Consider the following 20,962-nt stretch of genomic DNA (forward strand, 5'->3'; position numbering starts at 1 on the left):
TGCGGACATTGCGTGTTTCCCCCTTCGGGTATGTTACCGGCACCCGCGTCCACACCCCGACCATGGCGCCCGCAGGCCCCGAAACCGCCCCCGAGCCCGCGCCGATCCGCTGGAGCTGGCACGCCCACACCCACGGCACCCCCACCGACCCGGTGGCCCGGGACTGGCTCGCCGGCGCCCTGGGGGTAACGCCGGCGACGCTCAACCTCGGCCGCGAACCGCGCGGCCGGCCGCGCCTGGGCGCGCCGCAGGACGGCTACGACTGCAGCTGGAGCCACAGCGGCGACGGCCTGCTGATCGCGCTGGGTCATGGCGTCGAAGTCGGCGCGGACTGCGAACGCCTGCGGCCGCGGCCGCGCGCGCTCGACCTCGCCCAGCGCTACTTCACCGCGCCCGAGCGCGACTGGCTCGCCGCCTTCGCGGCCGGTGCCGCGCGCGATCGCGCCTTCCTGCGCCTGTGGTGCGCCAAGGAGGCGGTCCTCAAGGCGCACGGCCACGGCCTGTCCTTCGGCCTGGAAAAACTGCGCTTCGCCGAAGCCGGCGCGCGCCTGGCGCTGGTCGAATGCGCCGCGGGGCTGGGCCGGCCGCGCGACTGGTCGCTGCACGAATTCGAACCCGCGTCCGGCTACGTCGCCGCGCTGGCCTGGCGCGATCCGCCCGCGCGCTGAGGGCGCCTGCCGCGTTCGCGTTCATACTTTCGCGATGACTTCGACTTCGCCCGACGCCCTGCGCCCCACCCTCGAAGCCGGCCTGCGCGAGCTCGGCCTCGACGCCGCGTTCGCCACGCCGCTGCTGGCCTACCTCGCCCTGCTCGTGCGCTGGAACCGTACCTACAACCTGACCGCGGTGCGCGATCCGCAGGAAATGGTCGGCCGCCACCTGCTCGATTCGCTGGCCATGCATCCCTTCGTCGACGCGCTCGCCGCGCGTGGCGGCTCGCTCGCCGACCTGGGCACCGGCCCCGGGCTGCCTGGCATCCCGCTCGCCATCGTCAAGCCGGGCCTGCGGGTCACCCTGGTCGAGAGCAACGGCAAGAAGGCGCGCTTCCTGCGCGAGGCCGTGCGCCAGCTGGGCCTGCCGGACGTGCGCGTGGCCGAAGCGCGGATCGAGGCGGTGGCCGAACCCGGCGCCTACGACGCGATCACCGCACGCGCCCTGGCGACCCTGCCGCTGATCCTCGAACTCGGCGGCCACCTGCTGAAGCCGGACGGCGTGCTGCTGGCAATGAAGGGCGTGTACCCCGTCGACGAGATCGCCGCCCTGCCCGCGGGCTGGGCGGTCACCGCCGCGCATCCCCTGTCGGTCCCCGGCGTGACCGGCGAGCGCCACCTCATCGAAATCCGCCGCAAGGCGTAGGGCGGGTCTCGAGCCGCCATCGAACGCGCCGGAAATCTCTCCGCGGCCCGCGACCGGACCGCCAGAATTTCGCATCGACCCACGCAGATCTCCTGACGTGGCCGGCGAATGGCGGCCCGGGCCCGCCTTGCGTGGGTGCGCTTGCGGACGATTTGCACCAACGGCAACCCCGTTCCGGCAAGCGACCGGCGAGGCGGGCATAATCCCCGGTCCGGCCTGAGCTCTGGCCATCCACCGCACTACCCGAGGCAACGAGCCGCATGGCCCGCATCATCGCTGTCGCCAACCAGAAGGGCGGGGTCGGCAAGACCACCACCGCCGTCAACCTGGCCGCCGCCCTGGCCAAGACGCCCAAGCGCGTGCTGCTGGTCGACCTGGACCCGCAGGGCAACGCGACCATGGGCAGCGGCATCGACAAGCGCGAGATCGAGGACACGATCTGCGACGTGCTGCTCGGCGAAGCCGACGCCACGAAGATCCTCAAGCGCACCGCCGAGGACTTCGACCTGCTGCCGGCCAACATCGAGCTGACCGCGGCCGAGATCAGCCTGATGAACGAATCGGGCCGCGAGCAGCGCCTGAAGACCGCGCTCGCACCGCTGCGCGTGCACTACGACTTCATCCTGATCGACTGCCCGCCGGCGCTGTCGCTGCTCACGCTCAATGCGCTGACCGCCGCGGATTCGATCATCGTGCCGATGCAGTGCGAGTACTACGCGCTGGAAGGCATCAGCGCCCTGCTCGACACCATCGATGCGCTCAAGGCCAACCTCAATCCCGCGCTGGAAATCGAGGGCGTGCTGCGCACCATGTTCGACGTGCGCAACAACCTCGCCAACGCGGTCTCGGCCGAACTGACCAAGCACTTCGGCGACCGCGTGTTCCGCACCATCGTGCCGCGCAACGTGCGCCTGGCCGAAGCGCCCAGCCACGGCCAGAGCATCGTCGGCTACGACCGCGCCAGCCGCGGCGGCATCGCCTACATGGGCCTGGCCGGCGAAGTACTGCGCCGCCAGCGCGAGCGCGAACAGGCGGCGAAGACCCCGGCCAAGGAGGCGGCAGCATGAGCGCAGCCAAGAAGCGCGGCCTCGGCCGCGGGCTGGAAGCCCTGCTCGGCCCCAAGGCCGCCGCCGAAGCGCCCACGCTGGTCGAAGCGCAACCGGGCGATGCCCTGCGCACGCTGCCGATCGACGCACTGACGCCCGGCAAGTACCAGCCGCGCCGCACGATGGACCAGGGCAAGCTGTCCGAGCTCGCCGACTCGATCAAGGCGCAGGGCGTGATCCAGCCGATCGTCGTGCGCGACCTCGGCGGCAAGGCTTACGAAATCATCGCCGGCGAACGCCGCTGGCGCGCCTCGCAGCTGGCCGGCCTCGCCGAAGTGCCGGTGGTGATCCGCGAAGTCGACGACCGCACGGTGGTCGCGATGGCGCTGATCGAGAACATCCAGCGCGAAGACCTCAATCCGCTGGAAGAAGCCATCGCGCTGCAGCGCCTGATCGACGAATTCGACCTCACCCACGCGCAGGCCGCCGATGCGGTCGGCCGTTCGCGCGCCGCGGTGTCCAACCTGCTGCGCCTGCTGGAACTGCCGCCGGAAATCCGCGTGCTGGTGGAAACCAAGGCGCTGGAAATGGGCCACGCCCGCGCGCTGCTGACGCTGACCCCGCAGGCCGCGATCGCGCTCGCGCGCCAGGCCGCGGAAAACGGCTGGTCGGTGCGCGAAGTCGAGCACCGCGCGCAGCTGCTCGCGGCCGGCAAGGTGCCGGGCGGCGCCGGCAAGGCGAAGCCGCAGAAGGCCAAGCCGCAGGCCGATATCGCCGCGCTCGAACGCGAACTGTCCGAATCGCTGAGCACGCAGGTCAGCATCCTGCACGGCCGCGGCGGCAAGGGCCGCCTGGTGATCCATTACAGCGACCTGGATTCGCTGGACGGGGTGCTGGAGCGGTTGCGCGCGAAGAGCGAATAGGCACTTCCCCTTCTCCCCGCCCGGCGGGGAGAAGGTGGCGCGAAGCGCGGATGAGGGGCGCTTTTGCTGTTGCACCGCCATCGCGACACGTCCCCTCACCCTGCGTCGCTATCGCGACGCTGTCCCTCGCTCTGCCCCCGGCCCTTGCGCATAGCGCAAGGGCGTTCAGTCGGACATGCGCCAGTGGCGCATAAGCGTCCGCCTTCACCCCGCAAGCGGGGCGAGGGGTAGCTCCAAAGCTCTGCGCAGCTTCCGCAACGCCGGCACGATCGCCGCTTCGTCGATCACCCCGAAGCCGAACACCACCGCCGGCACCGTAGGCAGTTCAAACCCGTAATCCGCCGCCGCAATCGCGCCCGGCGCGTGTTGCCGCGTCTTCGCGATGATCCGCCCGGCCTGCGCCGGATCGCGCACGCGCGCGGCCAGATGCAACCCCGCCTCCGAGGGAATCGGCACCAGCCACGCCGACAGTTCGTGCGCGATGCCTTCCAGCAACACCTCGCGCCGCCGCGCATAGATCCCGCGCATGCGCCGCACGTGCCGGGCGAGATGACCATCGCGGATGAACGCCGCGAGCACCGATTGCGTGAGCGTGTCGCAATGCGCGTCGGCCACGTGCTTGACCGCGATGAAGCGCTCGCGCGCCCACGTCGGCACCACCACGAAGCCCTTGCGCAACGATGGAAACAGGCTCTTGGAAAACGTGCCGATGTAGAACACGCGCGCATCGCGATCCAGCGTCTGCAGCGCATCCAGCGGCCGGCCGCCGTAGCGGAATTCGCCGTCGTAGTCGTCCTCGACGATCACCGCATCGTGGGCGCGCGCGTACTCGAGCAGCGCCAGTCGCCGCCGCAACGACAGCGCCACGCCGGTGGGCGACTGGTGCGACGGCGTCACGCTGATCACCTGCACCCCGGGCGGCAAGGCCTCGACGCACAGCCCTTCATCGTCGACGGGAACCGGAACCAACGTCGCCCCCGCGGCGGCGAACGCCGCCCGCAGCGGCGGATAACCCGGGTCCTCCACCGCCACACGGGTCTTGCCGGGCGTTACCAGCAGCCGCGCGAGCAGATCGAACGCCTGCTGCGCACCGGACGTCACCACGATGTCTTCCGCCGTGCAAGCGACCGCGCGCGCGAACGCGACATGCTTCGCGATCGCCTCGCGCAACACCGGAATGCCCTGCGACGGCGGATACGCGAACGCGGTCTTCGACCAGGTGCGCAGCGACTGCGCCATCAGGCGCCGCCACACCTCGTGCGGAAACTGCAGGTGATCGGGCATGCCGAGGCGGAAACTGCGCGGCGGAAGCATGCGCGGCGCCAGGCTGCCCGCAGCCGTGCTTCGCCAGTGCGGCGCGATGCGCGTATCGGCGGCGACGCTGGCACGCGCCTCGCCGCGGCGCTGCAGGCGATCGACATCGGCGACGACCGCCTTCGCACCGGCGCGCGGCAGCACGTAACCCTCCGCGACCAGCAGGTCGTACGCCGCGATCACGGTGTTGCGGGCGATGCCGAGGCCGGCCGCCGCCTGGCGCGTCGACGGCAACACCGCGCCGGCGGCGAGCCGGCCGTCGAGGATCGCGGCGCGCAGCTGCTCGTGCAGACGGCGGGTGCGGCCGCCCGGGTCGCCCTCGTCGAAGCGGATCGGGAACTCGAAAACTGGTTCCTGCGAATTCATCGGTGCCGGCCTGCCCGGGGAGCCAGTCGCAGCCTACGGTAAACCCCACGCCCCACCAACCCGGCCCCGAGGGATCCCGCCATGACCTGCTACATCTGCGAAACCTGCGGCACCCAGTACGCCGCCGCCGACGCCCCGCCCGCGCGCTGCGTGGTCTGCGAGGACGAGCGCCAGTACGTGGGCTGGCACGGCCAGACCTGGACCACCCACGCCGCGCTCGCGCAGAAATACCGCCTGCGCATCGAGGACGACGCCGGCCTGCTCGGCCTCGGCCTGCCCACCGACTTCGCGATCCCGCAACGCGCGCTGCTGTTGCCCGCCGACCTGGGCAACGTGCTGTGGGAGTGCGTCAGCCTGGTCACCGAGGAGGCCGTGGCCGCGCTGCGCGCGCGCGGCGGCGTCGACCTGATGGCGATCTCGCATCCGCACTTCTACACCTCGATGGTGGAATGGAGCGAAGCGCTGGGCGGCGTGCCGATCCTGCTGCACGAGGCCGACCGCGACTGGGTGCAGCGCCCGTCCAGGCACATCCGCTTCTGGAGCGGCGACGAACTGAAGCTCTCGCAGGACGTGACCCTGCTGCGCGTCGGCGGTCACTTCGACGGCAGCACCGCGCTGCACTGGAAGCGCGGCCCGCGCGGCGCGACGCTGCTGCCGGGCGATGCGCTGCAGGTGGTGCAGGACCGCCGCCACGTCACCTTCATGTACAGCTATCCGAACTTCATGCCGATGAAGCCCACCGACGTGCGCCACATGCAGGCGCTGCTCGACGGCTACGACTTCGACGACGTGTTCGGCTACACCTGGGGGCGCAACATCATCGGCGGCGGCCGGGCCGCGGTGGATGCCTCGTTCGCGCGCTACCTGCAGGCCGTCGCCGCGTAAGCCGTGCGGGAACAGGCGCGGTGCGTCGTTCGCGCCGCGCCGCCCCGATCAGAAGCGGTAACGCACCTTCGCCAGCAACTGGTCGGAATCGCGCAGTTCCAGCGCCTCCTGCAGCATGTCGCCCGTGCCGATGCCGCCTTCGCGCTCGAGCTCGCTCGAGCCGCCGCGCGAATACGCCAGGAACAGGTCCGACTGCGGCCCCAGCAGGTAGCGGTAGCGCAGCTGCAGGCCGAGCTCGTTGATGTCGAAGTCCGGCAGCGCCGCGCCGGTCGCCTGCAGGTCGCCTTGCGGCTGCAACTCGTACTGCGTGCCGTCGTGCGCGCGGATCGCGATCCACTGCGACTTCAGACGCAACTCGTGACGTGCGGCGGGAAACCAGCTCAGGTTCACGCCCGCATAGTCGAGACGCCGCCCGTAGCGCCCGAACGTGCGCCCCTCGCGCCAGACCAGCCAGTCGCGGGTCCACTCCGGTCCCCACTCGAACTCGGCATTGAAGCGGTCGCCGGGATACCAGCCCGCGGTGAGCATCACCGTGCGCGATGGCGTCGCCGACAGGCCCACCGGGAGCAACCCGGCGTTGGCGCTGAAGGTCCAGTCGCCGTAGCGCGCACTGGTGAACTGCGCCTGCGCCTCGTAGCGACCGGACGTGCGCCACAGCCCGTTGCCGCGCGAGATGCGGTCGTCCCAGCCGGCGGTGCGGGGGGCCACGTACAGGTCCACCCGGTCCCCGCTGCGGAAGTTGTAGACGTTGGTGAGCAGCAGGTAGGTCGGCAGGTGGTAACCCTGGTCGTTGCTGCGCGCCTGCAGTTCGGCGATCCAGCGGATGTTGCGCAACGCGGACTGCGCGTCGGCGATGCGCTGGTTGTAGTCGCCGGTGACTTCCAGTTCGTTGACGTTGGGCCGGCGCTGGTAGCCCAGGTCGTTGAAGTTCAGCCGCTCGCCGAAGTGCGTCGCCTCGACCTCGAAACTCCAGCGGTCCGTCGGCGTCCAGAACGTGCGCACCCACGCACCGATGTCGTTGCTCGCGGTGCCCTGCTGGTCGATGAAGCTGCCCAGCGCCTGCGCGCTGACGATCAGCGAGTGCGACGGTTTCCAGCGCAGGTCCACGGCGTGCACCTGCGCGCGACGATCGATGTCCGCGCGCCCGGTGTCGGTGCTGAGCCAGCCGACGCTCATCGCGTCGCTGACGGGCAGCTGCAGGCGCGCGGCGTAGAAGTCGCGGCCGTCGTCGCCGTCCTCGGTGGCCGCAAGCAGGCCGTAGCTCATGCGGCCGAACGCGCCGTTGAGCTTGAGCGCGGCGTCGATGTCGTTGCGTTCGCCGATGCGGCGCGTGTGGATCAGCCGTCCCGAATCGGGCGTGCGCAGGTCGAAGATGCTCTGGTTCTCGGTGAAGAACGGGCGCTTGTCGCTGAAGAAGGTCTCCACCGCGTCGAAGTTGATGACCAGATCGTCGGCCTCCACCTGGCCGAAGTCCGGGTTGATCGTGCCGCTGAGCTGGAAATCCGGCGACGGCTTCCAGAACACGTCCACGCCCGCCTTGTAGCGCGTGCGATCGTCGATGAAGTCGTGCAGCGCAGTCGCGTACGGCCAATAGTGGAACAGCGCGCTGCGATACTGCGGAATCTCGATCGGGTCGAAATCGGAAACGAAGCGGCCGCCGCGGTCCTGCGCCACCGCCGGAAACGCCTGGCGCTCGCCGGTGCTGCCGACCACGCGTGCGAAGTACACCTTCGCGGTGCGCGTGGCACTGTCGGCGTTGCGCATGGGCGCGACCGACCACGGGATCAGCATCTCCACCTGCCAGCCGGTCGCGCTTTCGCTGACGGCCGAACTCCACTCGGTGTCCCAGTCGGTGCTGAGCTGGTTCTCGTTGGTCAGCACGCCGTCCTGGATCGAACCGGACAGCGACACGGTGAAGGCGTACGCGGTGCGACCATCGCCGTCGAAGTCGATGTTGAAGTTCACCCGGTCGGCATTGCGCACCTGGTCGCGTTCAAGCCGCGGCTTGATCCGCTGCACGCCCGGCGCCTGGTCGAGGACGAACGCCACCGCGATGCCTTCCGGCGTCGACAGCAGTCGCGCCTTCGTGCGCACGCCGGCTTCGGGTGTCGTCAGCCGGTAGGGTTCGGTGATGCGGAAATCGTCGTATTCGCGCGCCTGCGCCCATTCGGGTTCGTCGAGCTGGCCGTCGACGCTGATCGCGGCGTGCGCGGTGCCGGCGAGCGAGGCGGCGAGTGCGAGGGCAAGGCGGGTGCAACGCAGGGCAACGCATTTCTTCATGGCAATGCTCGTCTGTTCCCTCCCCTGTGCGGGGAGAGTCGGTTGGGGGTCGGAGGAGGAAAGCGGGTCTAGGGTCGGCCGGGGACCGCGCCCTGGCTCACCAGGTACGCACGCACGCCGGGATCGCTGGCCTGGTTGAGCGGCGACCGCCACCGTCCCATCCAGCCGTCGGCAACCACGCCGAGATTGACGTTGGCGCCGTGCGCGACGAGGTATTTCACCGTCGGCAGATGGCCCTCGCGGGCGGCGTTGATCAGCGGCGTCTCGTCGTAGGTCACCACGCGATTGACGTCGGCGCCGGCGCGCACCAGCCGGTCCACGAGGCGCAGGTCGCCGCGCGCGGCCGCGACGATCAGCGGGTTGCCCTCGCCCAGCGCGGCGCGATCGGGATCGGCGCCGAGCGCGAGCAAGGCGTCGACCATCGCCGGACGGTGCGCGCGGATCGCCTGGATCAGCGCCGTGCCTTCATCGAGCACGCGTGCGTTGACGTCGACCCCGTTGCGGACCAGCCGGCGCGCCGTATCGATGTCGCCGCTGCGTGCGGCCGCGAGCAGCGCCAGCACCTGCGGCGCGGGTTCGGCCGCAGGCGCGGAGGCCAGCGTCAGCCGCGGCGTGGTCGCGGCGGCCACGCCGGCAAACGCGACCAGCAGCGCGACGCTCGACGCGATCACGACCTGGCGCCGCACCGGCGCAACGCCGGTGACACCGTCCTCGATCAGCCCATCGATGCGCTGGGCGAGATGACTGCGGTGCTCGAACATGCCCACCGCGAGCGATGGCGGTCGCTCGCCGATCGCCAGCAGCTTCTCGACGCTGGCCAGCAGCGAGCCGGCGTACTCGGTACCCGCGCCGCAGCCGTGCGCGGCGCGCGCATCGCAGGCCATCTCGCGGGCCAACGCGAGCCGCGCATCGATCAGGCGCAGGAACGGATTCCACCAGAACACCGCCAGTGCCAGGCGCAGCACGCAGGCCAGCCACAGGTCGCCGCGCCGGATATGCGCGATCTCGTGCTGAAGGATGTCGTGCAGCGCCTGCGGTTCGAGCGTATCGACCAGCGCGCGCGGGATCAGGATGCACGGACGCAGCAGGCCCACCACCATCGGGCCATCGACGGCCGTGGTGGCGATGCGGGTGCGCGGAGGCAGGACGTGCGCCATCGCCGCCATGAGCGCCGGCGCCGGCCGCGCGGAACGTTGCAGCCGGCGCGCCTGGAACGCGCCTTCCAGGAGCCGCATGACCTGCCACAACGCGCCGAGCAGCCACGCCAGCGCGAAGACCGACGACCATGACTTGGGAATTTCCATGTACAGCGTGTCGGGGCACAGCCCGGCCTCGAACGACTGTTCGCTGAGCGACGCACCTTCCGCCGCCGTCGGCGTCATCTCGTAGTTGTGCCCGACCTGCTCGGCGTGGGTCTTCGGCGGCACGGACGTGCCCGGCAGGACGGCCGGCAGAAGCGCGGTCATCGGCGCCAGTACCGCCAGCGCGAAGACCGACAGCAGCAGCCACGAACGCAGCTCGGCGCCGAGCGGACGCAGCCGCATCAGTAGCAGCGCGACTGCGAACAGCACCGCGCTCTGCCACAGGTGCTGGCCGGCGATGGCGATCGCCGCATCGATCAGGTTCGCGATCATGGCTTCCCCTTCGGCTTGGTGGCGTCGGCCCTGGCAGCACCGGATTTCGCGGCGCTGACCTTGCGCTGCAGCGCCTTCAGTTCGGTCTGCTCGATGTCGTGCTCGCTGAGCAGGTGCTGCGCCAGCACGTTGGGCGATCCGTCGAAGAACTGCTGCAACAGGTGATCGAGCGCCTGCTTGCGGGCCAGCTCGCGGGTGATCGCGGCGCGGTAGATGAAGGCGCGGCCTTCCGCGCGATGGGTCACGAAACCCTTCTTGCCGAGCGTGGCGAACATCGTCAGCACGGTCGTGTAGGCGACGGCCTTCCTCCGCGAGAGCTCGTCGGTGACTTCGCGTACCGAGGCTTCGCCCTTGTCCCAGAGGACTTCGAGGATGGCGCGCTCGGATTCGGTCAGCGTGGGCGAGGGTGGTCGGGCCATGGCGTACCTACTAGTTAACTAGTTGATGGCGCGCACCTTAATCGGCCCCTCGCCGGGCTGTCAACTATGGAAATAGTAGTAGTCGGTCCCGCTCCACGGACGGCGGTCCGCGGCCGCACCACCTGCTTCCGACAAGGCCGGCGCCCGGCAGCCGGAAGACCGCATCACACGCGCAAAATCGCGCACACAAAAAAGGGCGCGGCGCGCCGCGCGCGCCGCACCCCGCCCCGACATCGCGATCGCCCGCGATGTCGACCCGACAGCGAAGGTCAGAGGTTCACCGCCGCCATGTTCGCTTCCGGATAACGCAGGCCGGCGACCTGGTGCGCGTCGAGCACCGATGCAATGCGCTGCAGTTCCGCGTCGCTCAACACGATGCTCGCTGCGCCCGCGTTCTCGTCCAGCCGCGAAACACGGCGCGTGCCGGGAATCGGCACGATGTCCGGCGCCTGCGCGAGCAGCCAGGCCAGGGCGAGCTGCGCCGGCGTGCAGCCGCGCGCCTGCGCGAGTTCGGTCACCGCTTCGACCAGCGCGTGGTTCTGCTCGGCGTTGCCGTCCTGGAAGCGCGGATTGGTGCGACGCCAGTCGTTCGCGGCGAGCTCGCTGGCATTGTGGATCGCGCCGGTGAGGAAGCCGCGGCCGAGCGGGCTGTACGGCACGAAGCCGATGCCCAGTTCGCGGCACGCCGGCAGGATCTCGGCTTCGACATCGCGCGTCCACAGCGAGTACTCGCTCTGCAGCGCGGCGATCGGATGCACCGCCGCGGCACGCCGCAGCGTCGCAGCGGAGGCTTCCGACATGCCGAGGAACCGCACCTTGCCCGCTTCGACCAGGCGCTGCATCGCACCGATGGTGTCCTCGATCGGCACCTTGGGATCGACGCGGTGCTGGTAGTACAGGTCGATGTGGTCGACGCCGAGGCGCTGCAGGCTCGCATCGCAGGCGGCGGCGACGTACTCGGGCGTGCCGCTGACGCCGAGGAAGTCGCCGTTGGGCGCGCGCACGTTGCCGAATTTCGTGGCCAGCACCACTTCGTCGCGGCGCGTCTCCAGCACCTTGGCGAGCAGGCGCTCGTTGGCGCCGACGCCGTACATGTCGGCGGTGTCGAGGAAGTTCACGCCGATGTCGAGGGCGTGGTTGAGCACGGCAAGGTTGGTCGTCTCCTCGCTGGGCCCGTAGAAATCGGACATGCCCATGCAGCCCAGGCCGATCGCGGAGACGGTGAGGCCCTGACGGCCAAGGCTGCGGCGGGGGAAATTCGCGGTGGTCATGCGGGTCGCTCCGATGCGTTGGGGGAGTGCGCTCACCGTACGCCCCGTGCCGTCGTGCCGTTAGCCGATTGCTCGCGGATTCTTGCCCGATCCTCCAGACCGCTGTTCCACGCACTGCCGCGGCGGAAGCGCGCGCGCATAATCGCGGCACGCTTTCCGCGAGGCATTGCCATGCACGACAAGGCTTCCAACGTGATCGCCGCGCGCCCGGAACTGTCGGCGCAGCAGGCCGAACTCGCCGACCGGGTTGCACGAAACACCCGCAAGGACGGCCTCACCGCGACCGTCGTGCCCGGCCTGGCGCTGATCCGCGCCAGCGCGCCCTCGCAGCCGCTCCCGAGCGTCTACCACCCCTGCCTGTGCGTGGTCGTGCAGGGCCGCAAGCAGGCGCAGCTGGGCGAGGAGGTCTTCGTCTACGACCCGCTGCATTACCTGGTGGTGTCGATGACCCTGCCGATCACCGGGCAGATCCTCGAGGCGACGCCCGCGCAGCCGTATCTGTGCGTGCGCGTCGACATCGATCCCGCGCTGGTCAGCGAACTGCTGGCGCAACTGGGCCCCGCCGCGCCCGCGCGCGAATCGACCACGCGCGCCCTGTACCTCGCCCGCACCGGCGCACCGCTGCTCGACGCCGTGCTGCGCCTGACACGCCTGCTCGACACGCCGGAGGAAGCCGCGGTGCTCGCGCCGCTGGCACTGCGCGAGATCCACTACCGCGTGCTCACCGGCGAACTGGGCGAACGCCTGCGCCAGCTGTGCGAAGTCGACGGTCCCGCGCAACGCATCGCCCGCGCGATCGAGCGGCTGAAGACGCACTACGCCGACGCGCTGCGCATCGAGGATCTCGCCGCTGCCGCGCACATGAGCCCCTCCTCGCTGCACCAGCGCTTCAAGGCCGTGACGTCGATGTCGCCGCTGCAATTCCAGAAGCAGCTGCGGCTGCAGGAAGCGCGCCGGCTGATGCTGAGCGACGGACTGGAAGCCGCCGCGGCAGGCCATCGCGTCGGCTACGAGAGCCCATCGCAGTTCAGCCGCGAATACCGGCGGCTGTTCGGCGCGCCGCCGCGGCGTGAAATCGCCGCGGTGCGGCTCAGCGGTGCCTGAAAGGAAGCATGCGTCGCCGACCGGGCGATTCTCGATGCGACTGGCTCAAGGCGCGACGTCGCCGGCCTTCTCCGCGATGGGGCGTAGCTGCTCGACCATCGTCACCAGGAAACGGCCCGGCTCTTCGGTCATCACCTCGTGGGCGGAATTCTCGAACCAGACGAAACCTTTTTGCGGCGCCTTCACTTTCTGGAACCACTCGTATGCGACCTCGGAGTTCACCGTGCGGTCGTGGCGGCCCTCGAACAGGAAGACCGGGCAGGCGAAGCTGGTGGAGGCGCTGAGGTCGAGGTTGATCAGCGGTTCGAAGAGGTATTTCTGCGAGAACCCGTTGCCGTCGTAGATGTGCGGCGCTTCCTCGTCGGTGTAGTCGGGTGAGAGCCGTGCGGCCTGGCCGTCGACCTGACCGGTCCGTCCGGCCATCACGCCACCGAAGAAGTCCGACCACTTGCGTTCGAGCGCGATGTCCTTCAGCGCGATCGGCTTGCCGGGTTCGGCGTAGGGCGCGATGGATTCCAGTTCCGCCACGGCCTGGGCATTTCCGGCTTTCCTCGCGGCATCGAGCGCATAGGCGTAGCCGCGACGTTCGCTCGCGCGGATGTCGGTGGCCTGGCCGGTGCCGATGTAGGCGTGCAGCCATTCCGGGCGACGGCGGGCGAACTCCAGGCCGATGTAGCTGCCCCACGAATGGCCCAGCAGGAAGATCTTCTGCTTGCCCAGGTCGCGACGCAGGAACGCGACTATCTCCTCAATGTCATCGATGAAGCGCTCGCTGTTCATCGTGGGCGCGACCGCGTCGGGATCGTTGATCAGGTGGGTCTTTCCCGAGCCGCGCTGGTCCCAGTGGACCACGACGAAGTATTCCTCCAGCGCCAGCGTGTTTCGCCACGCCAGCGGCAACTCGGCGAAACCGGGACCGCCGTGGAGGACCAGGAGCACGGGGTTGCGCCGGTCGCTTCCGCGGATGGTGACGAACTGGTCGATGCCGCCGATTCGCACGGTCTCCGCCCGCTCGATGCCGTGCGGCGTCACGATGCGGCGCAGCTCGCGGATGACCGCGGTGGCCTCGGCCCGGTTGCGCGGCTTGGGCCCTTCCGTCCCCTGGGAGGAAAACGGAATAGCGGCCAATAGTACGGCGGCGATCAAGTGCTTCATGGGTCGCTCCTAAACGATGGAATACCTCCACGAGCTCTGCCGATGTCGCGCTGGCAGGCTCGCTTCCTTACTCGAGGAGGCCATTTCACATCAAATCCGGCCGATCGTGAAGTCCGTTCAGTTGGAAATGGCAAGTCCAAATCTCTTCATGCAACTGAACAACTGCTACTGGGTCGTAGCGCGATGCCCGCACCCATTCCGCCTCCCCGCGCTGCTTCAGCACTCCGCAGGCGTTCATGCACGCATTTGCCAAGTCCGCATTCGAACCAGACACGAAAAACAACTGCACCAACGCCGCCCTTCTTCCCGGGACGAGCAATTGGTATGCGCCACTGTTGTAGTCAATGGCGACTTCCCCCCGGCACCAAAGAGTTACGCTGTGCCCGGCCCCACAGTTCAAACGTTCTGCACACATGTATCCCCCCCTCCAACCGCGGCTCGCCTTCCATCTGCACGTCGACGCGTTGCACGCGCTCTACGTCGAGGAGTGCGGCAACCCGGACGGACTCCCCGTGGTCCTGCTGCACGGCGGCCCGGGTGGTGGCATCTCCACGCCGCAGCGGCGTTTCTTCGATCCGGCGTTGTTCCGCATCGTGCTGTTCGATCAGCGCGGGGCCGGCAAGTCGACGCCAGGCGGAGAGGTCACGAACAACACGACGGCGCATCTGGTGGACGACCTCGAATCCATCCGGCGCCGGCTTGGCATCGAACGCTGGGTCGTGTTCGGCGGGTCCTGGGGCTCCCTGCTCGCACTTGCCTACGCCCAGCGGCATCCGGAGCGCGTGATCGAGCTGATTCTGCGCGGGCTGTTTCTCGGTACAGACGGGGAGATCGACTGGCTCAACGAACGCTCCGGCGGCGCACGCTGGATCTTTCCCGAACGCTGGTCCGCATACGAGGAGCACATCGCACAGGAAGAACGCGCCCATCTCGTCGAGGCGTATTGGCGCCGCCTCGATGATCCCGATAGGCAAATCCGTGCGGCCGCCGCAGCGGCATGGCTGGATTGGACCGATGGCAGCAGCACGCTGGTGCACGACCCGCGCCCGTCGCCCGAGATGGCGACGGACGAGGGCATCGCCAACGCCAGGATCGAGGCGCACTACTTCAGGCATGGCTGCTTCCTGGACACGCCGCTGCTTGATGGGATCGACGGCATCCGGCACATCCCCGCCACGCTCGTCCAAGGTCGATACGACATCGCGTGCCCAATGCAGGCAGCGCATGCACTGAAGCGGGCATGGCCGGAGCTCGATCTGCGGGTCGTATTGGCCGGACACAGCGCCTTCGATGACGCCATCCTGCAGGCCGTCCTCGATGCGACAGCCCGTTGCGCGGATCGCTTGGTTGCACTGGCCAGCGAATCCTGACGACATGGATCTTGGCGTCGGCACCGTCGCCCTGCTGACGGGCGCAGCCTTCGTGGCGGGGGTCGTGGACACGATCGCCGGAGGGGGTGGCCTGCTGACGATTCCGGCGTTGATGGCGGCGGGCGTGCCCCCGGTGTCCGCGATCGCGACGAGCAAGGTCCAGAGCGCGTTCTGCGCGGCAAGCGCCGTCCACACCTTCGCCCGCAGCGGCCGCATCGATCTGCGCAGCATCGTCCGCCCGGCGATTGGCGCATCGGTCGGGGCGGTGCTCGGAGGCGCGGCCGTGCAGTTCGTTGACCCTGCGTTCCTGACGGGTCTGGTTCCGGTCCTGCTGGTGATGATGGCGGGCTACTTCGCCTTCGCACCGCGAGTTTCAGACGAAGACCGGCACGCTCGCTTCAACGCGCGCGCGCTGCTCGCGACGGCCACCGCCATCGGTTTCTACGATGGATTTTTCGGCCCCGGAACCGGGTCGTTTCTGGCCGCGGCGCTGGTGGCATGGTTCGGCATGGGGCTGGTCAAGGCGACGGCGCACGCCAAGGTCCTGAACCTTTCGAGCAACCTTGGAGCACTGCTGGTCCTGGGGATCGGCGGCAAAGTGTTGTGGCCCTTAGGGCTGCTGATGGCCATCTCGAGCAGCGCCGGTGGCAGGCTGGGGGCCCATCTCACGCTGCGCGCCGGCACCCGGCTGATCCGCCCGATGCTGGTGACGATGTCACTGCTGCTCACTGCGAAGCTGCTGATGGGAGTTGGTGATTGGCTCTCTTCGCTCTTCGCTTCATGATGCCCACCGCCGCGCGAATCGCGCTGTCGCCATGATTCACCCCCGGATGACCCGGACCCGATTCAATTCGCCTCGCACGACCTCCCATGACCCATGCAAGCATTCGCCAGCGGATCGCGGTGCCCCCACAACAGGCATGGGCAGTGCTGAGTGCACTGGCCGACTGGCCCCGCTGGTGCCCAACCATTTCGCGGTTGGAGATACTGGATGCCGCATCACCCGGCCTTGGGTCGAAGGCATATATCGAACAGCCTGGCCTGCGTCCCGCGTTGTGGACCGTTACCCGCTGGGATCCGGAGCAGGGTTTCACCTGGGAGTCGCATCACCCGGGCATCCGGGTCACAGGCGACCACCGCATTGCCCCGGTGACGGGTGGATGCGATGTGGAACTCTCGCTTTCGTTTACGGGCTTGCTGGGCGCAATGCTGGGGCCATGGCTGCGCACCGTTGCCCGCAAGGCTATGGCCCGAGAAGCCCACGCCCTGATGTGCGCCTGCGAGGGTCGTCCGGCCGAACCCTGCCGCGACCCAACGTGCTAGCGGTTAACCTCACGCGCCACAGGTGCCCGCCGATGTGAGCTGCGCGGCTGCCAGGCCGTAGACGCCGGTCGAGGTCTACTTTGGCTCGTGAAACTCCGACGGCGAGCCCGCCGCAACCCATCGCTGGAAATCGCGGCATACCTCGCGCAGGTCCGACCAAACCTCGCGAGGTATCACGGCACCGCAGCTTGCGGTCGCTTTCATGGCGCGCGTGTGCGGCGTCGCCGCCTACCAGATCTTCACCCGATCCGCCGGCGCCAGGTACAGCTGCTCGCCCGGCTTGGCGCCGTACGCGTCGTACCAGGCATCGATGTTGCGCACGGTCTGTGCGCGCCAGCGGCCCGGAGAATGGCCGTCGGTGAGCACGCGCTGGCGCAGCGCGGCGTCGCGCATCTTCGACCGCCAGCCCTGCGCATAGGCGAGGAAAAAGCGCTGGTCGCCGGTGAGCCCGTCGATCACCGGCGCTTCCTTGCCGCCCAGCGACTTTTTGTACGCGAGGTACGCAATCGTCAGGCCGGACACGTCGGCGATGTTCTCGCCCAGCGTCTGCTCGCCCTTTATGTGCAGGCCCGGCAGCGGCTCGTAGGCGTCGTACTGCGCCGCCAGCCGCGCGGTGGCCTCCTTGAAGTGCTTCGCGTCTTCCGGCGTCCACCAGTTGGCCAGGCGACCCTGCGCGTCGAATTCGGCGCCGGTGTCGTCGAAGCCATGGCTGATCTCGTGGCCGATCACGGCGCCGATCGAGCCGTAGTTGGCGGCGGCGTCGGCCCTGGGATCGAAGAACGGCGCCTCGAGAATCGCGGCGGGGAAGTTCATCGCGTTCTGCAGCGGCAGGTTCACCGCGTTCACCGTCTGCGGCGTCATCCACCATTCGCCGCGATCGACGCTCTGGTGCAGCTTGGCGATCTGGTGCTTGTACTCGTGCTCCTCCGCACGCAGGCGGTTGCCGAGCGGATCGTCGGCGCGGATTTCCAGCGCGCCGTAGTCGCGCCAGGTTTCCGGATAGCCGACGCTCACGCGCATCGTCTGCGCCTTGGCCTTCGCCTTGGCTTTCGTTTGCGGCGTCATCCATTCCAGCGTGTCGACGCGTTCGGCGAACGCCGCGAGGATGTTCCTCACCATCTCCTCGACCTGCGCCTTGGACGAGGCCGGGAAGTACTTCTCCACGTACAGCTTGCCCACGGCGTCGCCGAGCGCGTTGTTGGTGGAATCCAGCGCGCGCTTCCAGCGGTCCTTCTGCTTGGGCGTGCCTTGCAGCGTGGTGCCGAAGAAACCGAAGCGCAGGTCGGCATAGGCCTTGGGCAGCAGGTCGGCGTTGCGGCTCAGCGCGTGGAAGGTCAGGTAGTCCTTCCACACTTCGAGCGGCTCGCTACCGACCAGCGCCGACAGGCGCGTGATCGCCAGCGGCTGCCAGGCCACGATGGTCTTCTCGTCCGACAGGCCCGCGGCGGCGAAGTACGCGTTCCAGTCCAGGCCCGGCGCCTTCTTCGCGAAGTCCGCCATCGCCCACGGATTGTTGGCCTTGTGCACGTCCTGCGTGTCGACGATCGAGGACTGCGCCTTCGCGATCTTCGTCTCCAGCGCGACGATGTCCTTCGCCTTGCCTTCGGCCTCGGCGACGTTGGCGAGCCGGAGCAGCGCGGTCACGTACTCGAGGTACTTCGCGCGCGTCTCCATCATCTCCTTGTCGTTGGAGAGGTAGTACTCGCGATCGGGCATCACCACGCCGCCCTGCATCAGCGTGGCGACGTTGTGCTCGGGATCCTGCAATCCCTGCGCGACGAACAGGCCGAACAGGTTGTCGGTGTGGTAGTTGGTCGCATTGAGCGGATCGACGTCGGCGCGCAGGCCGCTGCCGAGTACGCGCGCGAGGTCGGCCTTGGACGCGATCGCATCGATCTTCGCCAGTTCCGGCTGCAGCGGTTGCAGGCCGCGCGCCTCGATGCCGGCCTCGTCCATGTATGCGGCGTAGTAGTCGGCGATCTTGCGCGCGTCGCTGCCGGCGGCGGGATTGCTCGCCGCCAGACCCTTGATCAGGTCGGCATTGCGCTGCTCGGCCTTCTTCTGCACCTCGTAACCGGTGCCGATGCTGGAGCGGTCGTCGGGAATCGTCGCGCTGTTGCGCCAGGTGCCGTTGGCAAAGGCATCGAAGTCGTCGCCGGGCTTCACGCTCTTGTCGATGCCGGCCAGGTCCACGCCGATCGCCGGCGCGGTCGCGGCGGCTTCGGTCGGTGCCGGTGCGGTCGCGGTGTCGGTGGACGGCTTGCACGCGGCGAGGCTGCAGGCGAGAGCGAGGAACAGGAGGTTGCGGTTCAGGCGGCGGGCCACAGTGGTCGGCATGGGCGGCGGAAATGACGGAGGAACCGCGATGGTGCCCGGATGCCTCGTCGGCGCATGTGCAGGAAGCCACGCCGGCGTGTTCAGCCGCGCTGCGATGCGCACAACGCCGCCTCGCGACCCTGCCCCGGCCGCCGCGCTTGCGGCACACTGGGCCTCTCCTCACTCCGGACCGCGTCCATGTCCTCAACAGACCTGTACCCCGTGCCGCCCGACTTCGCCGCCACCGCCCGCATCCGGCGCGACGATTACGAACGTCTCTACGCGCAATCGGTGCGCGAACCCGACGCGTTCTGGGCCGACGTCGCCGGGCGCCTGGACTGGATGAAGACCCCCACGCGGATCAAGGACGTCAGCTACCGGCTCGACGACTTCCACATCCGCTGGTACGCCGACGGCGAACTCAATGCCAGCGTCAACTGCCTCGACCGCCACCTCGCCACGCGCGGCGACAAGACCGCGCTGGTGTTCGAGCCCGACGATCCCGCGCAACCGGCGCAGCACATTTCCTATCGCGAGCTGCACGCGCGCGTCTGCAAGCTCGCCAATGCGTTGCGCGCACTCGGCGTGAAGAAAGGCGACCGCGTCACCATCTACCTGCCGATGATTCCCGAAGCGGTCGTCGCGATGCTCGCCTGCGCGCGCATCGGCGCGATCCACTCGGTGGTGTTCGGCGGCTTCGCTCCGCAGTCGATCGCCGACCGCGTGCACGACTGCGCATCGAAACTCATCATCACCGCCGACGAGGGCCTGCGCGGCGGCAGGAAGATTCCGCTCAAGGCCAACGTCGATGCCGCGCTGAAACTGCCCGGCACCAATTCGGTCGAGACCGTGCTCGTGGTGCGCCACACCGGCGCCGCGGTGCACATGCAGATGCCGCGCGACCGCTGGTACGACGCGGTCGTCGACGGACAACCGGACCAGTGCGAACCCGAGCGCATGAACGCGGAAGACCCGCTGTTCATCCTCTACACCTCCGGTTCCACCGGCAAACCCAAGGGCGTGCTGCACACCACCGGCGGCTATCTGGTGTGGGCGAGCTACACGCACGAAGCGGTGTTCGACCTGCGCGAGGACGACGTCTACTGGTGCACCGCCGACGTCGGCTGGGTCACCGGCCACAGCTACATCGTCTACGGCCCGCTCGCGAACGGCGCGACCGCGCTGGTGTTCGAAGGCGTGCCCAACTACCCGACCGTGTCGCGCTTCTGGGAAGTCATCGACAAGCACCAGGTGACGATCTTCTACACGGCGCCGACCGCGATCCGCGCGCTGATGCGCGAGGGCGAAGCGCCGGTGAAGCGGACCTCGCGCGCCTCGCTGCGCCTGCTCGGCACGGTCGGCGAGCCGATCAATCCGGAAGCCTGGCGCTGGTACTACGAAGTCGTCGGCGATGCGCGCTGCCCGGTGGTCGACACGTGGTGGCAGACCGAGACCGGCGGCATCCTGATCACGCCGCTGCCCGGCGCGACCGACCTCAAGCCCGGTTCGGCGACCAAGCCGTTCTTCGGCGTGCAGCCGGCCCTGGTCGATGCCAACGGCAACCTGCTGGAAGGCGAAGCCGAGGGCAACCTGGTGCTGCTCGATTCGTGGCCGGGCCAGATGCGCACGGTGTACGGCGACCACCAGCGCTTCATCGACACCTACTTCAAGACCTATCCGGGCATGTACTTCACCGGCGACGGCTGCCGCCGCGACGCCGACGGTTATTACTGGATCACCGGCCGCGTCGACGACGTCATCAACGTGAGCGGGCATCGCATCGGCACCGCGGAAGTGGAGAGCGCGCTGGTGTCGCATCCGAAGGTGGCCGAGGCGGCCGTGGTCGGCTTCCCGCACGACATCAAGGGCCAGGGCATCTACGCCTACGTCACCCTGATCGCCGGCGAGACCGAGAGCGAGGAATTGCGCAAGGAACTGATCGCGCACGTGCGCCAGGAGATCGGCCCGATCGCTTCGCCCGACCACCTGCAGTGGGCGCCGGGCCTGCCCAAGACGCGCAGCGGCAAGATCATGCGCCGCATCCTGCGCAAGATCGCCGAGAACGCGCCGGAGCAGTTGGGGGATACCTCGACGCTGGCGGATCCTTCGGTCGTCGAATCGCTGGTGCAGCAGCGGCGGGTGCCGTAACGCGGGTCATCCCGACGTAAGCGACCTTCGTCGTCCCGCGCCCGCCAAACCC

17 protein-coding genes are annotated in these 20,962 nt (G+C 68.8%); 10 read left to right on the forward strand and 7 right to left on the reverse strand.

Annotation, left to right across the window (positions count from 1 at the left end; translation table 11 throughout):
• The first annotated feature begins 62 nt into the window (after nucleotides 1-62).
• The 4 genes from ACFPN1_RS10055 (at nucleotide 63) to ACFPN1_RS10070 (ending at nucleotide 3,325) form a co-directional block, all read left to right on the forward strand.
• A complete protein-coding gene (locus tag ACFPN1_RS10055; RefSeq protein WP_386754771.1) occupies nucleotides 63-668 on the forward strand; it encodes a 4'-phosphopantetheinyl transferase family protein in 606 nt (201 codons plus the stop codon).
• Nucleotides 669-702: 34 nt separating this feature from the next.
• Nucleotides 703-1,356, forward strand: a complete 654-nt coding sequence (gene rsmG, locus ACFPN1_RS10060; RefSeq protein ID WP_386754772.1) for a 16S rRNA (guanine(527)-N(7))-methyltransferase RsmG — start codon at nucleotides 703-705, stop codon at nucleotides 1,354-1,356.
• A 260-nt stretch (nucleotides 1,357-1,616) separates the two neighbouring features.
• Nucleotides 1,617-2,423: a ParA family protein gene (locus ACFPN1_RS10065; protein WP_386754774.1), complete on the forward strand. Its 807-nt coding sequence runs from the start codon at nucleotides 1,617-1,619 to the stop codon at nucleotides 2,421-2,423.
• On the forward strand, nucleotides 2,420-3,325 hold the full coding sequence (locus ACFPN1_RS10070; RefSeq protein WP_386754775.1) for a ParB/RepB/Spo0J family partition protein: 906 nt from the start codon (nucleotides 2,420-2,422) through the stop codon (nucleotides 3,323-3,325). The genes ACFPN1_RS10065 and ACFPN1_RS10070 overlap by 4 nt, the downstream gene beginning before the upstream one ends.
• 204 nt (nucleotides 3,326-3,529) lie before the next feature.
• On the opposite strand, the gene pdxR is transcribed toward ACFPN1_RS10070, so the two are convergent.
• Nucleotides 3,530-5,005 carry a MocR-like pyridoxine biosynthesis transcription factor PdxR gene (gene pdxR / locus ACFPN1_RS10075; protein ID WP_386754776.1) on the reverse strand — a complete coding sequence of 492 codons (1,476 nt, stop codon included), beginning with the start codon at nucleotides 5,003-5,005 and terminating at the stop codon, nucleotides 3,530-3,532.
• A gap of 81 nt (nucleotides 5,006-5,086) precedes the next feature.
• Here pdxR and ACFPN1_RS10080 point away from each other — a divergent pair, with 81 nt between their 5' ends.
• Complete coding sequence (locus ACFPN1_RS10080) at nucleotides 5,087-5,890, forward strand: MBL fold metallo-hydrolase (protein WP_386754777.1); 804 nt, start codon at nucleotides 5,087-5,089, stop codon at nucleotides 5,888-5,890.
• A gap of 48 nt (nucleotides 5,891-5,938) precedes the next feature.
• Here the strand turns inward: ACFPN1_RS10080 and ACFPN1_RS10085 are convergent, their stop codons facing one another.
• From ACFPN1_RS10085 to ACFPN1_RS10100, 4 genes are all read right to left on the reverse strand, one after another.
• Complete coding sequence (locus ACFPN1_RS10085; RefSeq protein ID WP_386754778.1) at nucleotides 5,939-8,170, reverse strand: DUF5916 domain-containing protein; 2,232 nt, start codon at nucleotides 8,168-8,170, stop codon at nucleotides 5,939-5,941.
• Nucleotides 8,171-8,238: 68 nt separating this feature from the next.
• Complete coding sequence (locus tag ACFPN1_RS10090) at nucleotides 8,239-9,804, reverse strand: M56 family metallopeptidase (protein WP_386754780.1); 1,566 nt, start codon at nucleotides 9,802-9,804, stop codon at nucleotides 8,239-8,241.
• Nucleotides 9,801-10,223 carry a BlaI/MecI/CopY family transcriptional regulator gene (locus tag ACFPN1_RS10095; protein WP_386754781.1) on the reverse strand — a complete coding sequence of 141 codons (423 nt, stop codon included), beginning with the start codon at nucleotides 10,221-10,223 and terminating at the stop codon, nucleotides 9,801-9,803. The genes ACFPN1_RS10090 and ACFPN1_RS10095 overlap by 4 nt, the downstream gene beginning before the upstream one ends.
• A 269-nt stretch (nucleotides 10,224-10,492) precedes the next feature.
• The gene (locus tag ACFPN1_RS10100) at nucleotides 10,493-11,494 is read right to left on the reverse strand and encodes an aldo/keto reductase (RefSeq protein WP_386754782.1); all 1,002 of its coding nucleotides are present in this window, start codon (nucleotides 11,492-11,494) and stop codon (nucleotides 10,493-10,495) included.
• A gap of 171 nt (nucleotides 11,495-11,665) precedes the next feature.
• Between ACFPN1_RS10100 and ACFPN1_RS10105 the strand changes: the two genes are divergently transcribed.
• Nucleotides 11,666-12,598 carry an AraC family transcriptional regulator gene (locus tag ACFPN1_RS10105; RefSeq protein ID WP_386754784.1) on the forward strand — a complete coding sequence of 311 codons (933 nt, stop codon included), beginning with the start codon at nucleotides 11,666-11,668 and terminating at the stop codon, nucleotides 12,596-12,598.
• 45 nt (nucleotides 12,599-12,643) lie between these two features.
• On the opposite strand, the gene ACFPN1_RS10110 is transcribed toward ACFPN1_RS10105, so the two are convergent.
• Complete coding sequence (locus tag ACFPN1_RS10110) at nucleotides 12,644-13,753, reverse strand: alpha/beta hydrolase (RefSeq protein WP_386754785.1); 1,110 nt, start codon at nucleotides 13,751-13,753, stop codon at nucleotides 12,644-12,646.
• A gap of 413 nt (nucleotides 13,754-14,166) precedes the next feature.
• On the opposite strand from ACFPN1_RS10110, the gene pip reads away from it, so the two are divergent.
• From pip to ACFPN1_RS10125, 3 genes are all read left to right on the forward strand, one after another.
• Complete coding sequence (pip, locus tag ACFPN1_RS10115; protein ID WP_386754786.1) at nucleotides 14,167-15,123, forward strand: prolyl aminopeptidase; 957 nt, start codon at nucleotides 14,167-14,169, stop codon at nucleotides 15,121-15,123.
• 4 nt (nucleotides 15,124-15,127) lie between these two features.
• A complete protein-coding gene (locus ACFPN1_RS10120; protein WP_386754787.1) occupies nucleotides 15,128-15,907 on the forward strand; it encodes a TSUP family transporter in 780 nt (259 codons plus the stop codon).
• Between the two features lie 86 nt (nucleotides 15,908-15,993).
• A complete protein-coding gene (locus ACFPN1_RS10125; RefSeq protein ID WP_386754788.1) occupies nucleotides 15,994-16,446 on the forward strand; it encodes an SRPBCC family protein in 453 nt (150 codons plus the stop codon).
• Between the two features lie 228 nt (nucleotides 16,447-16,674).
• Here the strand turns inward: ACFPN1_RS10125 and ACFPN1_RS10130 are convergent, their stop codons facing one another.
• Nucleotides 16,675-18,783: a M13 family metallopeptidase gene (locus ACFPN1_RS10130; protein ID WP_386754790.1), complete on the reverse strand. Its 2,109-nt coding sequence runs from the start codon at nucleotides 18,781-18,783 to the stop codon at nucleotides 16,675-16,677.
• A 177-nt stretch (nucleotides 18,784-18,960) separates the two neighbouring features.
• On the opposite strand from ACFPN1_RS10130, the gene acs reads away from it, so the two are divergent.
• Nucleotides 18,961-20,910, forward strand: coding sequence for an acetate--CoA ligase (gene acs / locus ACFPN1_RS10135; protein WP_386754791.1), 1,950 nt, complete (start codon nucleotides 18,961-18,963; stop codon nucleotides 20,908-20,910).
• Nucleotides 20,911-20,962: the final 52 nt, after the last annotated feature.

This window comes from Lysobacter yangpyeongensis (genome assembly GCF_042655745.1).
GTDB lineage: Bacteria > Pseudomonadota > Gammaproteobacteria > Xanthomonadales > Xanthomonadaceae > Agrilutibacter > Agrilutibacter yangpyeongensis.

What these genes read in the sequence shown, in the direction of transcription:
- ACFPN1_RS10055 (WP_386754771.1), top strand. Translation starts at nt 63, where the DNA reads ATGGCGCCCGCAGGCCCCGAAACCGCCCCCGAGCCCGCGCCGATCCGC.
- rsmG (WP_386754772.1), top strand. Translation starts at nt 703, where the DNA reads ATGACTTCGACTTCGCCCGACGCCCTGCGCCCCACCCTCGAAGCCGGC.
- ACFPN1_RS10065 (WP_386754774.1), top strand. Translation starts at nt 1,617, where the DNA reads ATGGCCCGCATCATCGCTGTCGCCAACCAGAAGGGCGGGGTCGGCAAG.
- ACFPN1_RS10070 (WP_386754775.1), top strand. Translation starts at nt 2,420, where the DNA reads ATGAGCGCAGCCAAGAAGCGCGGCCTCGGCCGCGGGCTGGAAGCCCTG.
- pdxR (WP_386754776.1), bottom strand. Translation starts at nt 5,005, where the DNA reads ATGAATTCGCAGGAACCAGTTTTCGAGTTCCCGATCCGCTTCGACGAG.
- ACFPN1_RS10080 (WP_386754777.1), top strand. Translation starts at nt 5,087, where the DNA reads ATGACCTGCTACATCTGCGAAACCTGCGGCACCCAGTACGCCGCCGCC.
- ACFPN1_RS10085 (WP_386754778.1), bottom strand. Translation starts at nt 8,170, where the DNA reads ATGAAGAAATGCGTTGCCCTGCGTTGCACCCGCCTTGCCCTCGCACTC.
- ACFPN1_RS10090 (WP_386754780.1), bottom strand. Translation starts at nt 9,804, where the DNA reads ATGATCGCGAACCTGATCGATGCGGCGATCGCCATCGCCGGCCAGCAC.
- ACFPN1_RS10095 (WP_386754781.1), bottom strand. Translation starts at nt 10,223, where the DNA reads ATGGCCCGACCACCCTCGCCCACGCTGACCGAATCCGAGCGCGCCATC.
- ACFPN1_RS10100 (WP_386754782.1), bottom strand. Translation starts at nt 11,494, where the DNA reads ATGACCACCGCGAATTTCCCCCGCCGCAGCCTTGGCCGTCAGGGCCTC.
- ACFPN1_RS10105 (WP_386754784.1), top strand. Translation starts at nt 11,666, where the DNA reads ATGCACGACAAGGCTTCCAACGTGATCGCCGCGCGCCCGGAACTGTCG.
- ACFPN1_RS10110 (WP_386754785.1), bottom strand. Translation starts at nt 13,753, where the DNA reads ATGAAGCACTTGATCGCCGCCGTACTATTGGCCGCTATTCCGTTTTCC.
- pip (WP_386754786.1), top strand. Translation starts at nt 14,167, where the DNA reads ATGTATCCCCCCCTCCAACCGCGGCTCGCCTTCCATCTGCACGTCGAC.
- ACFPN1_RS10120 (WP_386754787.1), top strand. Translation starts at nt 15,128, where the DNA reads ATGGATCTTGGCGTCGGCACCGTCGCCCTGCTGACGGGCGCAGCCTTC.
- ACFPN1_RS10125 (WP_386754788.1), top strand. Translation starts at nt 15,994, where the DNA reads ATGACCCATGCAAGCATTCGCCAGCGGATCGCGGTGCCCCCACAACAG.
- ACFPN1_RS10130 (WP_386754790.1), bottom strand. Translation starts at nt 18,783, where the DNA reads ATGCCGACCACTGTGGCCCGCCGCCTGAACCGCAACCTCCTGTTCCTC.
- acs (WP_386754791.1), top strand. Translation starts at nt 18,961, where the DNA reads ATGTCCTCAACAGACCTGTACCCCGTGCCGCCCGACTTCGCCGCCACC.